General features: G+C 66.2%; 16 protein-coding genes, 1 tRNA gene and 1 pseudogene. 14 read left to right on the plus strand and 4 right to left on the minus strand.

Annotated elements, in window-relative coordinates; genetic code table 11:
- Window positions 1-248: 248 nt before the first annotated feature.
- Window positions 249-323, minus strand: a tRNA-Gln gene (locus tag ACYQ0L_RS10145).
- 84 nt (window positions 324-407) lie between these two features.
- On the opposite strand from ACYQ0L_RS10145, the gene argE reads away from it, so the two are divergent.
- Window positions 408-1559 (plus strand): acetylornithine deacetylase, encoded by a 1152-nt coding sequence (gene argE, locus ACYQ0L_RS10150; RefSeq protein WP_459789037.1) that lies wholly within the window; start codon window positions 408-410, stop codon window positions 1557-1559.
- A 64-nt stretch (window positions 1560-1623) separates the two neighbouring features.
- Here the strand turns inward: argE and yghU are convergent, their stop codons facing one another.
- On the minus strand, window positions 1624-2484 hold the full coding sequence (gene yghU, locus ACYQ0L_RS10155; protein WP_459789038.1) for a glutathione-dependent disulfide-bond oxidoreductase: 861 nt from the start codon (window positions 2482-2484) through the stop codon (window positions 1624-1626).
- Window positions 2485-2579: 95 nt separating this feature from the next.
- On the opposite strand from yghU, the gene ACYQ0L_RS10160 reads away from it, so the two are divergent.
- From ACYQ0L_RS10160 to ACYQ0L_RS10185, 6 genes are all read left to right on the plus strand, one after another.
- Complete coding sequence (locus tag ACYQ0L_RS10160; RefSeq protein ID WP_459789039.1) at window positions 2580-3593, plus strand: DNA topoisomerase IB; 1014 nt, start codon at window positions 2580-2582, stop codon at window positions 3591-3593.
- Between the two features lie 120 nt (window positions 3594-3713).
- A complete protein-coding gene (locus ACYQ0L_RS10165; RefSeq protein WP_459789040.1) occupies window positions 3714-4745 on the plus strand; it encodes a sensor histidine kinase in 1032 nt (343 codons plus the stop codon).
- A 72-nt stretch (window positions 4746-4817) separates the two neighbouring features.
- Window positions 4818-6878, plus strand: a complete 2061-nt coding sequence (locus tag ACYQ0L_RS10170) for an NAD(+) synthase (RefSeq protein ID WP_459789041.1) — start codon at window positions 4818-4820, stop codon at window positions 6876-6878.
- 59 nt (window positions 6879-6937) lie between these two features.
- The gene (locus tag ACYQ0L_RS10175) at window positions 6938-7357 is read left to right on the plus strand and encodes a hypothetical protein (protein ID WP_459789042.1); all 420 of its coding nucleotides are present in this window, start codon (window positions 6938-6940) and stop codon (window positions 7355-7357) included.
- A 113-nt stretch (window positions 7358-7470) separates the two neighbouring features.
- On the plus strand, window positions 7471-8358 hold the full coding sequence (locus ACYQ0L_RS10180; RefSeq protein WP_459789043.1) for a DMT family transporter: 888 nt from the start codon (window positions 7471-7473) through the stop codon (window positions 8356-8358).
- A 59-nt stretch (window positions 8359-8417) separates the two neighbouring features.
- Window positions 8418-9659 carry a GGDEF domain-containing protein gene (locus ACYQ0L_RS10185; RefSeq protein WP_459789044.1) on the plus strand — a complete coding sequence of 414 codons (1242 nt, stop codon included), beginning with the start codon at window positions 8418-8420 and terminating at the stop codon, window positions 9657-9659.
- 10 nt (window positions 9660-9669) lie between these two features.
- On the opposite strand, the gene ACYQ0L_RS10190 is transcribed toward ACYQ0L_RS10185, so the two are convergent.
- Window positions 9670-10785, minus strand: coding sequence for a branched-chain amino acid aminotransferase (locus ACYQ0L_RS10190; protein WP_459789045.1), 1116 nt, complete (start codon window positions 10783-10785; stop codon window positions 9670-9672).
- Window positions 10786-11137: 352 nt separating this feature from the next.
- Here ACYQ0L_RS10190 and ACYQ0L_RS10195 point away from each other — a divergent pair, with 352 nt between their 5' ends.
- The gene (locus ACYQ0L_RS10195) at window positions 11138-11872 is read left to right on the plus strand and encodes an alpha/beta hydrolase (RefSeq protein ID WP_459789046.1); all 735 of its coding nucleotides are present in this window, start codon (window positions 11138-11140) and stop codon (window positions 11870-11872) included.
- A 442-nt stretch (window positions 11873-12314) separates the two neighbouring features.
- Here ACYQ0L_RS10195 and ACYQ0L_RS10200 read toward each other — a convergent pair whose 3' ends face one another.
- Window positions 12315-12872 (minus strand): hypothetical protein, encoded by a 558-nt coding sequence (locus ACYQ0L_RS10200; RefSeq protein WP_459789047.1) that lies wholly within the window; start codon window positions 12870-12872, stop codon window positions 12315-12317.
- A 184-nt stretch (window positions 12873-13056) separates the two neighbouring features.
- Between ACYQ0L_RS10200 and ACYQ0L_RS10205 the strand changes: the two genes are divergently transcribed.
- From ACYQ0L_RS10205 to recO, 6 genes and pseudogenes are all read left to right on the plus strand, one after another.
- A complete protein-coding gene (locus ACYQ0L_RS10205) occupies window positions 13057-13794 on the plus strand; it encodes a TlyA family RNA methyltransferase (RefSeq protein ID WP_459789048.1) in 738 nt (245 codons plus the stop codon).
- Window positions 13795-13900: 106 nt separating this feature from the next.
- Window positions 13901-14455, plus strand: coding sequence for a TspO/MBR family protein (locus ACYQ0L_RS10210; protein WP_459789049.1), 555 nt, complete (start codon window positions 13901-13903; stop codon window positions 14453-14455).
- A gap of 53 nt (window positions 14456-14508) precedes the next feature.
- A complete protein-coding gene (locus ACYQ0L_RS10215) occupies window positions 14509-14754 on the plus strand; it encodes an accessory factor UbiK family protein (RefSeq protein WP_459789050.1) in 246 nt (81 codons plus the stop codon).
- Window positions 14755-14867: 113 nt separating this feature from the next.
- On the plus strand, window positions 14868-15104 hold the full coding sequence (locus tag ACYQ0L_RS10220; protein ID WP_459789051.1) for a hypothetical protein: 237 nt from the start codon (window positions 14868-14870) through the stop codon (window positions 15102-15104).
- A 94-nt stretch (window positions 15105-15198) separates the two neighbouring features.
- Window positions 15199-15488: pseudogene (locus ACYQ0L_RS10225) on the plus strand (GIY-YIG nuclease family protein).
- A gap of 221 nt (window positions 15489-15709) precedes the next feature.
- A complete protein-coding gene (gene recO / locus ACYQ0L_RS10230) occupies window positions 15710-16306 on the plus strand; it encodes a DNA repair protein RecO (protein WP_459789052.1) in 597 nt (198 codons plus the stop codon).
- The last annotated feature ends 11 nt before the right edge of the window (window positions 16307-16317 follow it).

The raw sequence follows: 16317 nt of genomic DNA on the forward strand, positions 1-16317 counted from the left end.
CCGCTTGCAAGTGCTCTCGCACCCGATCCTCGTTAAGGGTCAGCCGATCGGCGCGCGCCAAGATGCTCGAGCATACCCTCTACCTGTTCAGGTTGAGCGGAAACGCGATTTTTTCTGGATTCGCCTCTGGGTGGCTCGGCTCAATCGGATCCGCCCCGGGCTCAGCCGTTAGTGGAGATGCGTTGAGCGACATCTCGCTATCGAAAGAAACTTCAAGAGTTTCAGCCTCTTGATAGCTGCCAAAAGGCTGGCTGGGGTGGCAGGGATCGAACCTGCGAATGCCGGTACCAAAAACCGGTGCCTTACCACTTGGCTACACCCCAATGTGCCGGCGGACCGTCCCTATAGCGCCGCAGGCGTGGATGTGAAGGGGTGCCATGCCGCGTCGGGCCGGTTAAGCCATGACCATGACCGATCTTGCCACCGCCCGCACCATTCTCGACACGCTAGTCGGGTTCGACACGACCTCGCGCAACAGCAACCTCACGCTGATCGAGTGGGTGGAGGATTATCTGACGCAGCACGGCGTGTCATCGCAGCGCGTCCCGGACGAGAGCGGGCAGAAGGCCAACCTCTTCGCGAGCTGCGGACCGTCGGTCGAGGGCGGCGTGATCCTGTCGGGGCATACCGACGTGGTCCCGGTCGACGGGCAGGACTGGTCGAGCGATCCGTGGACCGTGCGCGAAGCGGACGGGAAGCTCTACGGCCGCGGGGTGGCGGACATGAAGGGCTTTATCGCCTTCGCGCTCGCCTTCGTGCCGCGTTTCGTTGCCGGGAAATTGCCGGTGCATCTGGCGCTGAGCTACGACGAGGAGGTCGGCTGCAAGGGCGCGCCTTCGATGATCGCGCGCATGGCGGAGATCATTCCCACCCCGCGCCTCGCCATCGTGGGCGAGCCGAGCGGGATGGGCATCATCACCGGGCACAAGGGCATCGCGGTGCACGAGGTGACCGTGCGCGGGCACGAGGCGCATTCCTCGCTGGTCGATCACGGCATTTCGGCCAACGGCGTCGCGGTCGGGCTGATGAACGAATTGCTCGCACTGGCGGAAGAGCTGCGCGCGCGGGCCGATCCGGCCAACGGCTTCGAGCCGCCGCAGGCGACGCTGACGATCGGGGTGATGGAGGGCGGCACCGCGTCCAACATCCTTGCGGGCCACGCCCGCTTCCAGTTCGACCTGCGCTGCCCGCCGGGGGAAGATGCCGCGGCGATCCTCGCCCCGTTCAAGGCGCGGTGCGCGGCGCTGGATGCCGAGATGAAAGGCCGCTTCGCGGATGCAGGCGTGCGGGTGGAGCAGCACGCGAACACCCCGCCGATGACTCCCGCGGGGAGCGAGGACGCGGTGGCGTTCGTGCGCGCGCTGACGGGCGAGAATGCCGCGCCTGGCCAGGTCGCCTTCGCGGCCGAGGGCGGACAGTTCCAGGCGGCGGGCTTCCCGACCGTGATCTGCGGCCCCGGCTCGATCGAACAGGCGCACCAGCCCGACGAGTGGATCGCGCTCGATCAGCTGGAAAAGGGCGCGGCGTTCATGGCCCGGCTGGCGGAGCGGCTGGGGTAGGCACTATCACAAGCCGTCACCCCGGGCTTGACCCGGGGTGAGGTAGACGGTCAGGCGGGGGCGATTAAACCGGCTTGCTCGGTTCCAGCACCTTGCCTTCGAAATCGGCGGCCGAGTGCCTCTCGCGCAGCTGCGAGGCTTCGTCGCCCCAGACCTTGTTGACGATCCGCCCGCGCTTCACCGCCGGGCGCTTGCCGATCTCGCCGACCCAGCGCACAACGTTGGCGTACTCGTCGATCGAGAGGAAGGTCTTGGCATCCTCGTAGATATTGCCTTCGACGAAGGGGGCGAGCCACGAGAAGGCGGCGATGTCCGCGATGGTGTAGTCGTCGCCGGCGAGGAAGCGCGCTTCGCCCAGTCGCTGGTCGGCCACGCTGAAGAGCCGCTTGGTTTCCATCGCATAGCGATTGATCGGGTATTCGAATTTCTCGGGCGCATAGGCGTAGAAATGGCCGAACCCGCCGCCGATGAAGGGCGCGCTGCCGATCTGCCAGAACAGCCAGCTGAGCATTTCGGCGCGGCCAGGACCGGTCAGCTGAAACGCGTCGAACTTCTCCGCCAGATGCAGCAGGATCGCGCCGCTCTCGAACACGCGGATCGGTGCTTCGCCTGTGCGGTCGACCAGTGCGGGGATCTTCGAGTTCGGGTTGATCGCCACGAAGCCGGAGGTGAACTGCTCCCCCTCGCCGATATTGATCGTGTAGGCGTCGTATTCCGCTGCGTGCCCGGCCTCGAGCAGTTCCTCCAGCATGATCGTCGCCTTCACGCCGTTGGGCGTGGCGAGCGAGTGGAGCTGGAAGGGATGCTTGCCTGCGGGCAGCGCCTTGTCCTCGCGCGCGCCGGCGGTGGGGCGATTGATATTGGCGAACCTGCCGCCGTTTTCGGCGTCGTATGTCCAGACTTTCGGCGGCGTGTAGTCGCTCATCGCAATGCTCCTGCGTTCGGTTGGGTAACGTCCTTTGGTCCATGTGGGCGCGGGGGAGGGAACCGCAAGCGCGCGCCGGAGCTTTCCTTCTCACCATGACCGCCCCCTCATCCAAGCTGATCTTCGTCGACGACAGCCTGCCGGGAATTACCCGCAAAGGCGCGGGCAAGGGCTGGGCTTATTACGATCCCGAGGGCGCACTGATCCGCGATTCGGCGGAGCGCGACCGGCTCAACGCGATCGCCCTGCCACCCGCCTATGTCGATTGCTGGTTCTGCCCCGCGCCCAACGGCCACATCCTCGCCACCGGCTACGACGCCAAGGGGCGCAAGCAATATCGCTACCACCCCGAATTCCGCGCGACACGCGAGAGCGAGAAGTTCGATCGCTGCCTCGCCTTCGGCAGGCTGCTGCCGCTGGTCCGCAAGCGTGTGGTCGACGACTTCGACAGCGCCGACATGGGCCTGCCGCGTGCGCTGGCGGGCGTGATCCGTCTGCTCGACCTCGGCGCGATCCGGATCGGGAACGACAGCTACGCGCGCGACAATGGCAGCTACGGCGCGACCACGATCAAGAGCCACCATGTTACCGTGCGCGGCAAGACGCTGCGATTTCGCTTTCGCGCGAAATCGGGCAAGGAGCGCGATCTCAGCCTGACCGATACGCATCTGGCGAAGATCGTGCGCCAGATGCAGGATCTGGACGGGCAGGACCTGTTCTCCTTCGTCGATGACGGGGGCACGGTGCGCGATGTTACCTCCAGCCACGTCAACGCCTACCTGCGCGAAACGATGGGCGAGGCCGTCACCGCCAAGGATTTCCGCACCTGGCATGCCAGTGTCATGGCCTTTGGCCTGCTGGCGAGCGCGCGCGAGGATCTGACGATCAAGGCGTTGACGGAAAATGTGGCCGAACATCTGGGCAATACGCCCGCGATCACCCGGAAGAGCTACATCCATCCCGCCGTATTCGATCTGATGGACCGCCAGGGGGACTGGCGCCGGAAGCTCTCCCTGCCGCGGCGGACCAAATGGCTATCGCGCGAGGAGCGCGGGCTGATCGCCTTTCTCGAAGATGCGCCGCCGATCGAGGGGCTCCTCGCCGCATAAGTCCTCGCGCGGGGACTTGATATTGATCAGTCGATTATTTGTCCGGCGGCTGCTAGAAAGTGTCCACCCACGCGTTTGTCGAATCCGGCATGGTTCGCGGGGTGCAGGAAGAGAACGCATTTGCCCAATCACAAGCTGACCGCAGTCGATGCGGCCAATTTTCTGCCGGGAAGCGTTTCGCCGCTCGCTGCACAGATCGTGTTCGGTCTGTGTCTGGCCCTCGCGATGATCGGCCTGCGCGCACTGATCGATATCGTCGCGCCGACGTCCGGCCCCTTCGCGCTGGTCTATCCCACCGTCCTGATTGCGACCTTGTTCGGCCGCCTGTGGGCGGGGGTGGTGTGCCTGATCCTCTCCTTCCTGTGGGCCTGGTACGTCGTACTCCCGTTCAGCTGGTCGTTCGATTTCGCCCAGGATAGCGACACTGCGCGGGTGCTGATCAACTTCCTGTCGTGCTGCGTGGTGGTCGTGCTGGCGGAGATTTTCCGCGCGGCGGTGCGCGTGCGCGAGGCGGAGCTGCACGAATCGCTCGACCGGCGGCGCTGGCTGATGGCCGAGCTGCAGCATCGCACGAAGAACAACTTCGCGCTGGTTGCCAGCATGATCGAGCTGCAGAAGCGCCGGCAGGACAATCCCGCCGCCGCCGCCGCGCTGGAAGATGCGGCGAACCGCGTGTTCTCCTTCAGCCGCGCCTATGCGCAGCTGGCCGTCGACGGGGCCGAGCGCAAGGAAGGCGCGATCGACATGGCGAGCTATCTCGAGGATGTGATCGACCATCTGGTGCACGCCTCTTTCGACGACAACGTGGCAGTGAACCGCCGCATCGCGGCGATCCCGCTGCCGCGTGACCAGGCGGTCGCGATCGGGCTGTTCCTCAACGAAGCGCTCACCAATGCGGCGAAATATGCCTTCGGCGACGGCCGCGAGGGCGCGCTGACGATCCTGCTCGAAGGATCGCCGAGCGACTGGCGGCTCGAGGTGCGCGACAACGGCGCGGGCATTGCCGCGGCCAGCGACGCCGATGGCGGGCTGGGCAAGAGCCTGATGCGCACCTTCGCCAACCAGGCCGGGGCGGACCAGGATATCGAGGTGAACGAGCAGGGCTGCCGCGTCACCCTGACCCGCACGCCGTTGCAGACGCAGCGCGCTTGACCGGGCGCGGGACGGAGGCACGCGCGCGCCAGCCCTTGTCTCGCGCGTGCCATGCGGGCACAGCCCAGCCTGATGGCTGAACGCGCACACCCCTTCTTCGATCTGCACACGCACGGCTTCGTGCGCGTCGCAACCTGCACGCCGCGCGTGCGGCCTGCCGATGTCGGCGGCAATACCGACAGTATCCTGAAAGAAGCGCACCACGCGCACGAGGCGGGGGTCGACCTCGCGGTCTATCCAGAACTGTGCGTCACCGGCTACGCGATCGACGACCTGCACCTGCAGGACGCGGTGATCGCCGCGGCCGAAGACGCAATCGGGCGGATCGTGGAGGAAAGCGCGGGGCTGACCACCGTGCTGGTGATCGGCGCACCGGTGCGGCGCGGCGCGCGGCTCTACAATTGCGCGCTCGCGATTGCCGACGGACGCCTGCTGGGCGTCGTCCCCAAGAGCTACCTGCCCAATTATCGCGAGTTCTACGAAAAGCGGCAGTTTACCCACGGGCGCAATTGCCACGGGCTCGACGTGACGCTGGCGGGCCACGAGGCACCCTTCGGCACCGATGTGATCTTCGCCGCCGACAACCTGCCCGGCTTCACTTTCGGGATGGAGATCTGCGAGGATTTCTGGGCGCCGCAACCGCCCGGCATGATGGCCGCGATGGCGGGCGCGAACATCCTGTGCAACCTCTCCGCCTCTCCGGTCACCATCGGCCGCGCGACCGACCGCCACTCGCACTGCCAGTCCAGTTCGAGCCGGGCCATGTGCGCCTATGCCTATTCGGCGAGCGGGCATGGCGAGAGCACCACCGACCTCGCGTGGGACGGGCAGGGCGTGATCTACGAGCTGGGCGCGCTGGTGAAGGAAAGCGTGCGCTTCGATCTCACCGCCGAACTGTGCGCGATCGATATCGACACCGCGCGCATCGTCGCCGACCGGACGCGCAACGGCACCTTCCACGATGCGAGCGAGGCGGCGGGCCGCCCGGAAGACTGGTATCGCCGGGTCGCCTTCACCCATAATCACCAGTCGGTCACGGGTGACCTCATGCGCCCGGTGCGCCGCTTCCCCTTCGTGCCGGCCGATCCAAAGACGCTGGACGAAGATTGCTACGAGGCGGTCAATATCCAGGTCGATGCGCTGATGCGGCGGATCGAGGCGACGGGCGCGAAAGCCCTTGTGCTGGGCATTTCGGGCGGGCTCGATTCGACCCATGCGCTGCTGGTGGCGTGCATCGCCTGCGACCGCTTGGGCCTGCCGCGCACGACGATCCGCGGCTACACCATGCCCGGCTTCGGCACGTCCGACCGCACGCGCGACAATGCTGTCAAGCTGATGGAAGCGGCGGGCATCATAGCCGAGACGATCGACATCGTACCCGCGGCCGAACGCATGCTGGCCGATATCGGCCATCCCTACGCCGATGGCGAAAAGGTCTACGACACCACGTTCGAGAATGTGCAGGCGGGTCTGCGCACCGATTACCTCTTCCGGCTTGCCGGGCATCATAACGGTTTCGTGATCGGTACCGGCGACCTTTCGGAAATGGCGCTGGGCTGGTGCACCTACGGCGTTGGCGACCAGATGAGCCATTATGGCGTCAATGCGGGCGTGCCCAAGACGCTGATCCAGTACCTGATGCGCTGGATGATCGCGACCGACCAGTTCAGCCCCGATCTCAACACCGTGCTGGAAGACGTGCTGGGTACCGAGATCAGCCCCGAGCTGATCCCGGCGGACGAGGGTGGTGCGATCCAGAGCACCGAGGACCAGATCGGGCCCTACGGGTTGCACGATTTCTTCCTCCACCACATCGCCCGCTACGGACTCGCGCCCAGCCATGTCGCCTTCCTCGCGTGGAGCGCGTGGAAGGATGCGGACGCGGGCGACTGGCCGATCGGCTTCCCCGAGGATGCCAAGCGCGCCTATTCGCTGGCCGAGGTGCGCCACTGGCTCGCGGTGTTCTGCCGCCGTTTCTTCGGCTTCAGCCAGTTCAAGCGCAGCGCGATGCCCAATGGGCCCAAGGTCTCGATGGGCGGGGCGCTGTCCCCGCGCGGCGACTGGCGCGCGCCGAGCGATGCGGTCGCCGACGTGTGGCTAGCCGAGATCGAAGCCAATATTCCCGAAGACTAGGCGTTAACCCGCAATTCATGCGCTCTGGCGGACCTTCTGTGCGCTACAGGGAGATCGTCATGACGAAGCAGCGGTTGGTCTACGCAGCGCTCGCCCCGGCTCTCGCCGTGATGCTGGCCGGATGTGCGGACATGGGCACGGGCGGCGGCGGCCTCGCGGGTATCGGAACCTACCAGGAATTGCGCAACGGCCCCGGTCCGGACGAGAACACCGTGGCCGTCCTGACCGAACTGCGCGAGAACGACCGGCGGATCGACACGCTGCGCGATACAGGCCAGCTGACCAAGCGGCAGGCGCGTGCCCTGCGGCGCGAGCAGGGCAGGATCGGTCTCCTCGCATCCACGTATGACAATGACGGAGTCGTCTCCGACGACGAGCGGCGTGAAATGGAGACCGTCTCGCGCGTCCTTCAGGATCAGGCCAACGCCACCGCGCTCCAGAACGGCTGGGGCAAGAAGCCCGAGAAGAAGCGGAAGTAGAGCCCGTCAGGGCCCGGGGTCCCCGCGGGGGCTCGTCGGATGATGCGCAACGCTCCGCCGGACCTGCACCGCGCGCGATTGCGTGGGCGCCAAGCGGGCGCTAGGGGCGCCCAATGCCTAGCCGGACCATCGCGCTGCTCGTCCTCGTCAATCTGCTGTGGGCACTCAACGTGGTGGTCAGCAAGATCGCGGTGGCCGACCTCGGCATGCCGCCGATCTTCTATGCCGCCCTGCGCGCGCTGGTGAGCATGCTGGTCCTCGTGCCGTTCCTGAGGCCGCTGCCGAAAAACTGGCCCATCGTGGCCGCGGTCGGCCTCGCGATCGGGGGCGGATCCTTCGCGCTGCTGGCGATCGGGCTGAAATCGGCCAGCCCTTCTACCGCAGGGATCGTCAGCCTCTCGGGCGCGCCGATGACGGTGCTGCTGGCGATCGTCCTGCTGGGCGAACACGTGGGCTGGCGGCGCGGCCTCGGCATTGCGCTGGCGATCATCGGGGTGGTGATCGCGGTCGCATCGCCTTCGGGGTGGGAGAGTTCTGCCGGGCTCGGCTGGATCGGGCTTTCGTGTCTCGTCGGTGCGCTGGGCGCGGTCTACGTCAAGAAGATCGATGTGGGTGGCAAGCAACTGCAGGCATGGTCTGCCTTCGCTTCCTTCGCGGTGCTGCTGCCCTTCGCCTTCGTAACCGAACCCATTCCGATAGAGCCGCTCATGACCGATCCGTTCAAGCTGCTGGGCTGCCTGATCTTCGCCGGACTGATCGTTTCGGTTTACGCGCATGTGATCTATTTCAACGCCCTGAAGGAGCATGACGCGAACCTGGTGGTGCCCTTCACCCTGCTGCATCCGCTGATGACGGTGGCACTGGGCGCATGGCTGACCGGCGACCCCGTCGGGGTGCCACTGCTGCTGGGCGGAGCCATTGCGGTAGGGGGCGTCGCGATTCTGGTGCTGCGGCCCAGCGAAACCTTTACCAAGCGCTTCCTTGTCCGCCCGCGGCTGTAGGCAGGGTTGCGCAGTCGGTGGAAGGGACGTGTTAACCGCTTGGCCCTAAACCCGCGCCCGTGAAGCCGGATGCAAATTTTCAGCCCGATTTCGAAGGCATGGTGGAACAGGTCGCGGATACCGGCCTGCCCTTCCGCCAATGGCCTGCCGAGCTGCGCAAGCTTTGGCGCGACGAGCAGGCACCGCGTCGCAGGCGGGAGCTGGCTTTCGTCAATGCGATCGCGCTTGTTTCCTGCTTTTTTTGCCTCCCGCTCGACTATTCGCATGGCCCGGAGATCTTCGAACAGGCCCTGATCCTGCGCCTCGGCCTGGTGGTTCCAGCCTATGTTTTCGCAATCTACGCCGCGCTGAAAGGAGGCTGGGTGCTCCAGCGCTGGACGTCGATCCTGGCGGTGGTGTGCTTTGCGGGCGTGGCGGGGTACCTCGGCATGCATCACGGGGCGTCGACGCTAAACGAATATGTCATGGGCTCGGCCCTGATCGTGGTCCTTGCAGTCGTGGTCATGCCGCTGCGGCCAAGGTCGATCACCATCATGCTCTTGGCGTCGCTCGCGGCCTTATGGTCCGTCTGGGCCGCCCTGCCGCCCGCACCCGCGCGACAGGCGCTTGCGACGCTCGCCTATCTTTCGGCGATCGGTCTCGTCTCGCTCGCCGTGCCGTTGCGCACCGCGATGCTGAGGGACCGCAATTTCCTGTATGCCCTTCGCGGGCGGTTCGCCTCGGAGCGTCTGATGGAGGCGAACGAGCAGCTGCGCGAACTCTCGCATCGAGACGACCTGACCGGCCTGCCCAACCGCCGCTATTTCGAACGGATTTTCGATACCGCCTATAGCGGTGCGGCCAGCAGCGGCGATGATCTGGCGGTGATGATGATCGATGTCGATTGCTTCAAGCAGTTCAACGACAGCTACGGACATATCGCTGGCGACCGGGCGCTGAAGCAGGTCGCGAAGGAACTCGAGAAGCAGTTTGCGGCGCCCGGCACCACCGTTGCGCGCTACGGTGGCGAGGAATTCGTCGTCGTGGTCGAGAAGTGCAGCGAAGAAGAGGCGCTGGGCTTTGCCGAACGGGCGCGTCGCGCGGTAGCGCAACGGCCCGTCGTGCTCGACCTGGTCGGGCGCGTCTCGGTAACCGTCAGTATCGGCGTCGCCTTGCGAAACAGCGCAGCAATGTCTGCCGACGCACTGATAGAGCGCGCCGATGCGGCCCTGTATGCAGCCAAGAAAGCAGGGCGCAATCTCGTACGCCTCGCTCCGGAAGGCGACCCGGGCCCGTCGCCGATGCTCAGGAAGAGCGCCTGAGCCGGGCCGGTCAATCCAGCTTCATCACCCAGCTATGCGGATCGGGCGCGGTGCCCGTCTGGATGCCGACCAGCCGGTCGCGCAGCTTCTGCGTCAGCTGCCCGGTCCCGCCGCTGCCGATGGTGAAAGTGCCGTCGGGTCCGTTGACGGTGCCGACCGGGGTCACGACCGCGGCGGTGCCGCAGGCGAAGGTCTCGATCAGGTGGCCCTTGGCCGCATCGGCGTGCCACTGGTCGATCGAATACGGCTCCTCACGCACCTGCAGCCCTTCGTCGCGCAGCATCTGGATCAGGCTGTCGCGCGTGATGCCGGGCAGGATCGTGCCGGTCAGCGGCGGGGTGATCGCGCTGCCATCCTCGAACACGAAGAACAGGTTCATGCCGCCCAGTTCCTCGATCCACTTCTTCTCCATCGCGTCGAGGAAGACGGTCTGCTGGCAGCCTTGCGCGGTGCCTTCGGCCAGCGGCACGAGGCTGGCGGCGTAGTTGCCGCCGGTCTTCGCCGCACCCGTGCCGCCCGGTGCCGCGCGCACGTGATCGCGGCTGACCCACACGTCGACCGGCTTCACGCCCGACTTGAAGTAGCTGCCCACCGGGCTCGCGATCAGGCAGTAGAGATACTGGCGCGCGGGCCGCACGCCGAGGAAGGCTTCGGTCGCGAACATGAAGGGCCGCAGGTAGAGCGATCCGCCCTCGACCGTGGGCATCCAGTCGCGATCCTCGGAGACCAGCTTGCGGATCGATTCGAGGAACAGTTCCTCGGGCAGTTCGGGCATCGCCATCCGGCGGGCGCTGGCGTTGAGGCGGCGCGCGTTCTGTTCGGGCCGGAACAGCGCGACCGAGCCGTCGTCCCACCGGTACGCCTTCATCCCTTCGAAGATTTCCTGCGCGTAGTGCAGCACGGCCGCCGCGGGATCGAGCGGGATCGGCTCGCGCGGGCACAGCTTCGCATCGTACCAGCCGTCTTCGCCGCGCTCCACCCGGTCCGCGTCGAAGCGGATAGTCACCATATGATCGGTGAAGATCGATCCGAATCCGGGATCGGCCAGTGCCTCGTCGCGCGTTTCGGACGGGACGGGAGCCGGGTGGGGCAGGTGGGCAAAATCGATCATCGGCGCGTCGGCCATAGGGCTTATATCTCCTTGCCGCAGGCGGTTATGCGCGTGCGCCGCGCGGGGCAAGACCTTTCGAGGAAAATTTCACGACTACGGCGATAAACTTTGCGAAAGTTACGCTCCGGGATGGCGGAGCTCATGCTCAAAGCCGCCGCGATCCGGTGCGAGAGTGATTGTGCGTCTCGCGCAAACCGAATAGCGCTCGACAATCGTTCTGGAGGGCAAATCGATGAAATCCTTGCGTTCGCTGTCGCTTTTCCTGTTTGCATCGTGTGCTCTGCAGGCTTGCGCCGGACCGATGGCGGCCGAACCTCCCGCTGCGGCCGTGGCGCCAACTTCCGCGGCCCGCCAGGTCGAGCTCTCCGTGGCCGGTCGCACCGTCGACGTGTCGGTCTTCGATGCGGTGGGCGAGCCTGCCGCCGTGATCTTCCTGTCCCACGGCGCGGGTTCTGCACCCGAACGCCTGATGCCGCTGATCGGCGAATTGCAGAAGGCGGGGCTGATCGTCCTTGCCCCGCTGCATGCCGACTCGCTCCTGATCCCTGAAGCACAGCGGCAGGATCTCCAGACCGCCTTCATGAGCCGCATGGCCGAACTGCAGGCGGTGTCCGCCTACGCGCAACAGCAATATCCCGATCTGCCGCTGGGCGGCGTCGGCCATAGCTACGGCTCTCTGATCGCGCTGATGGGCGGCGGGGCGCTCGATTCGATGATGCACGCGCGCGTTCCGGCTATGAAAGCGGTGGTCATGTTCTCATCGCCGGGGCCGATCCCCGGCCTGACCGCGACGCCCGGCGCGTTCGACACGGTTGCGGTGCCAACGCTGACGATCACCGGACCAAAGGATGTCGCGCAGCCGTTCGCGGGGGACCCTGCGGTGCAGATCGCGCAGTTCGAAAAGCTGCCGGAAGGCGACCACACGCTGCTGCTGGTCGAAAGTTCGGACCATTCCTTCGTTTACGGGGAAGAGGCCGGATACGCCGCCGCCGTTCGGCTGGTGACTCGCTTCCTGCGTGCGAAGGTTGCGGACGATCCGGATGCGGCGGCGGAGTTTGCGCAAGCGCGGTCGAGCCGCGGGATCGAGGTCAGGCAACGGTGATCGGCGACAGTCGGAACGACGACGTCCACTTGCCCACATGAAAAGGGCAGCCTCTGCCCGTCGGAGAGACTGCCCTTTCATGGTCAGCGGCCAGGAAGTGCCGCTCACGAAGCCTCTAAGGGTATGCGACTTTACCGATAGTGCCCCGCGCGGAAACTTGCCGACCTCCATGCTGAACCATGAGACATCGGATCACCTCCTTTCGCGCTTGTAAGCCAAGACCCGCACCGTATCACCGGGGGCCGAGAAGCGTCGTGCACCGCCGCTCTCAGGTTCCTTTTTGAGTCACCTGTTTCCCCAGCACAAGCCTTGTAAATATCTTTTTCCCCGTCATACTTGTGCGCTCGCGAAAAGACCGCCGCTTCCGCGCATCAAGTGCGGCGGAGCGACAGCGAATTCGCGTCCCCGACGCCGGATTTTCGCAGTTTGGGTCGCGCTATGCTCAGCGGCAGTCTTCGATCACCCGCGTCACTTCGGCCCATGCGGGGACGTAAAGGCCGGGCTCGCCTTCCACCTCTACCGCAAAGCGGCCGCGCGTGATCGCCATCGCGTCGAGCAGCGGATCGCGCGCGTCGAGCGTCACGCCGACCAGGGGGGGCGAGGCGGAGACCGGTTCCGCCATCAGCTGGCGCGCGGTGGTTTCGGCGGTGATCCGCATCGCGGCAGCCTCCTGCCGGCGGGCGGCGGTGGCGCGCGTGATCCCGATCCTGCGGCTGGCGAGATCGCACCCGACGACCAGCACCGGCGCGCCCGCGCGTCCGAACACCGCCAGCGTCTCGCCCGGCTCGGTCACGTAGGCCCAGTCGCCCGGTGTCTGCGGCCGGTCGATCCAGTTGTCCGCGGGCGGCACCGTCACCTGCGGCGGCGGCGCGGTGGTGACCGGCGCGGGCGGCGGCGCGGGCGCGGGTGGCGGGGGCTCGGGCGTCTGGCAGCAGGTCACCGCCAGCAGCGACAAGGCAAGGGCGACACGGGCGGGGGTGGCGATGCGAAGTGTGCTCATACCTGCATCAATGCGCTTGGACGGCGTGGGGGTCCACGTCTAATGCATCTTCGATTTTTGGGCAGCCGTCCTCCCACCTCCCCACCCGGCCACCAAGGGTACCCCCACGATATGGTGGCCGGGTGGGGAGGTGGGGTGGGAGACGCATGTGTTCACGCAAGTGAACTTCAACTAGAGGAAGCCCATGGCGAAGAAGATGCGTGTCGATCAGTTGCTGGTGTCCCGGGGCCTTGCGGAGAGCCGCGCGCGGGCGCAGGCGCTGGTGATGGCGGGCGTGGTGTTCGCGGGCGAGACCAAGATCGCCAAGCCGGGCCAGCCGGTGGCCGAGGACGCGGAGCTCGACGTGCGCGGGCGCGACCATCCGTGGGTCAGCCGCGGCGGCCTCAAGCTGGCCCATGCGATCGACGCGTTCGATCTCGACCCCACCGGCGCCATCGCGATGGATATCGGCAGTTCGACCGGCGGCTTTACCGACGTGCTGCTGCAGCGCGGCGCGGCTCGCGTCTTCGCGGTCGACAGCGGGACCAACCAGCTGGCGTGGAAGCTGCGCCAGGACGATCGCGTGACCGTGCTGGAGCAGACCAGTGCGCGCATCCTCACGCCCGAACAGATCGATGCGCCGTGTAACTGGGTGGTGTGCGATGCGAGTTTCATCGGCATGGCCAAGGTGCTCGAACGCCCGCTGCAGCTGGCCGCTCCGCACTGCCGCCTCGTCAGCCTGATCAAGCCGCAGTTCGAGGTGGGGCGCGAGGAAGTGGGCAAGGGCGGCGTGGTGCGCGATCCCGCGCTGCACCAGCGCGTGTGCGACGAGGTGCGTCACTGGCTCGAAACGAACGGCTGGCAGGTGCAGGGCATCGTCGAAAGCCCGATCACCGGGCCCAAGGGCAATGTCGAGTTTCTGATTTCCGCGTCCCGGCCGTAGGAACAGGTGCGGGCGGCGTGCCAATTCGGTATAGGGGCGCGCACCTTGCTTGTCGGGTCGGGAGTGAGTGGCAAGAGGACGCCGCAGTAAGCAGTTCGGGGGATCAATGACGACACTGGCATCGCGTGCGCAATTGCGCGCCAGCTTCATCCGATGGGCTCTCTTCACGGTGCCCGCCATCGTCCTGCTCGGCTTCCTCGCCGGAAAGATTGCGGGGACGGGTGACGGCAACCCGTGGTTCGCCGCGCTCGAGAAGCCGGATTTCTACCCCGGGGCAGCGGCGTTCCCGATCGCGTGGAGCATCCTGTATGTGATGATGGGCCTTGCTCTCGCGATGATCTGTTCGGCCTGGGGCGCAAGGGGGCGCGGCATCGCGATCACCGCCTTCATCATCCAGTTCGCCATGAACCTTGCGTGGACCCCGCTCTTCTTCGGCGAACACCAGATCGCCTGGGCGCTGTACCTGATCGCGGCGCTGGACGTGATGATCGTGATCACGATGATCCTGTTCTACCGCATCCGCAAACTCGCCGCATTGCTGCTGCTGCCATACCTTGCATGGGGGATCTTCGCCGCAGCCCTCAATTACGAGATCCTGCAGCTGAACCCCGAAGCCGACGGAGCGGAGACGACCGGCGCTGTCCAGCGGATCGATCTGTAGCGGCTGGGCGCAGGCTCTGGACAAACCGGGGCCCGCGCGCCATCTCTTTTCCCATGCAGAGCCAGAACCCCATGATCGCCGATTTCGTGAAGCTGGTGAACGGTGCCGCGGGCACCTTCGCCGGGATGACCCGCGAGGCGCAGGAAAGCGCGCGCGAGCGGATCAAGGAAACCGTCGGCGGGCTCGACTTCGTCAGCCGCGAGGAGTTCGAGGCGGTGAAGGAAATGGCCGCCAAGGCGCGGGCGGAGAACGAGGCGCTGGCCGCCCGGCTCGATGCGCTGGAAGCACAGCAGAAATAGCCGTTCCGCGCGGGCGGCAAACGGCCGCTTTTGCAGCGAAATCTAGGAAATGATGGATCGGGTGCGCCCGGCCTGCTTGTGCGTTTCCTCGCTGCAAGAAAGGTCTGCGCGCCATGTTCACACAGCTTAATCCGCCGATCCCGCTCCATGTGTTGGGCAAGGGAGACGGCCATGCCCTGGGCGTCATCGACTATGGGCAGGAACACAACCTGCTGTGGGTGACCGCGATCGACGCCACCGGCGAAATCTGGTGCGCACCCAACCCGGAGGTCCGGATGCAGGCCAACTGGTCGATAGGTCGCCCGCGTTCGATGGCGGTGAACGCGTCCAAGGAGGCGATGGCGGGATAGGGTTCTGGGTGTCGGGCTCGAGGTGGCGACGCCCAGCCGACCTCACGGTTAGTACAATCTCGCCAAACATCTCGCAGCGAGATATGCAAAACCCATGCACGGCGGCTGGGTCTACATCATGACGAACGCACCGCACGGCACGCTTTATATTGGCGTCACCGCCGACCTCGCACCGCGTATCACCGCGCATCGCGAAGGGCGCGGGTCGGAGTTCTGCCGCAAGTGGGTCTGACCCGGCTGGTGTACCTGGAACATTACGACCGGATCGAAGATGCGATCGCTCGCGAGAAGGCGATTAAGCGCTGGAAGCGGCAGTGGAAGCTCAAGCTGATCCGGCGCGATAATCCGGGCTGGGACGACCTCTTTGAGACGATCAATGGCTGAGCTATAGCTGCCAACCTTATCTGGGCCCCTGCCTTCGCAGGGGCGACGGGAAGGTTTGTTTCCCTCGCCACTCAGCGTCGCCCCTGCGCAGGCAGGGGCCCAGCCAACCCCTCGGCCAGCACAATCTCGCCAAACACCCCCGCACCCGCTAGTCCGCACCAATGCCCTGCGCCTGGCTCCTCCTGACACCCAATCCGCCCAGACAGGCGCAAGCCTGACCCATGCAGCTCAAAGCCCCCGCCATCATCCTCGCCGGGCGCGCGCATGGAGAGAATGCCGTGATCGCGCGCATGCTGACGCACGAGGCGGGGCTGGTTGCGGCCTATGTCGCGGGCGGGCAGGGGCGGCGGCTGCGGCCCGTGCTGATCCCCGGCAATAGCGTGGAGGCCGATATCCGCGCGCGCTCGGCCAGCCAGCTGCCCTTCGGCAAGGTCGAGCTGGTGACCAGCCGCGCGCCGTGGCTGAACGAGCCGCTGCCCGCCGCGGCCATCCTGTGGGTCACCGCGCTCACCGCCTCGACCCTGCCCGAGCGCAATCCCTACCCGAGCCTCTACGACGCGCTGGGCGGATTGCTCGACGCGATCTGCCATGCGCCCTCCGCGCGCGGCTGGGCCCCGGCGCTACTGTCCTACGAGTCGCTGCTGCTGCGCGAACTGGGCTATGGCGGCATGAAACCGCAAGCGGGCGACTTGCCCGAAACCATCGCCGCGCTGCGCAGGATCGCGCCCGCGCTCGAACGCTACCTGCTTGCCGACCGGCATGGCGATGCTATGGCCGCGCGCGGTCGGCTGCTGGACCGGCTGGCCAGGATTGCCTGAACGCATTGCTT

Source organism: Alteriqipengyuania triglochinis (assembly GCF_054655655.1).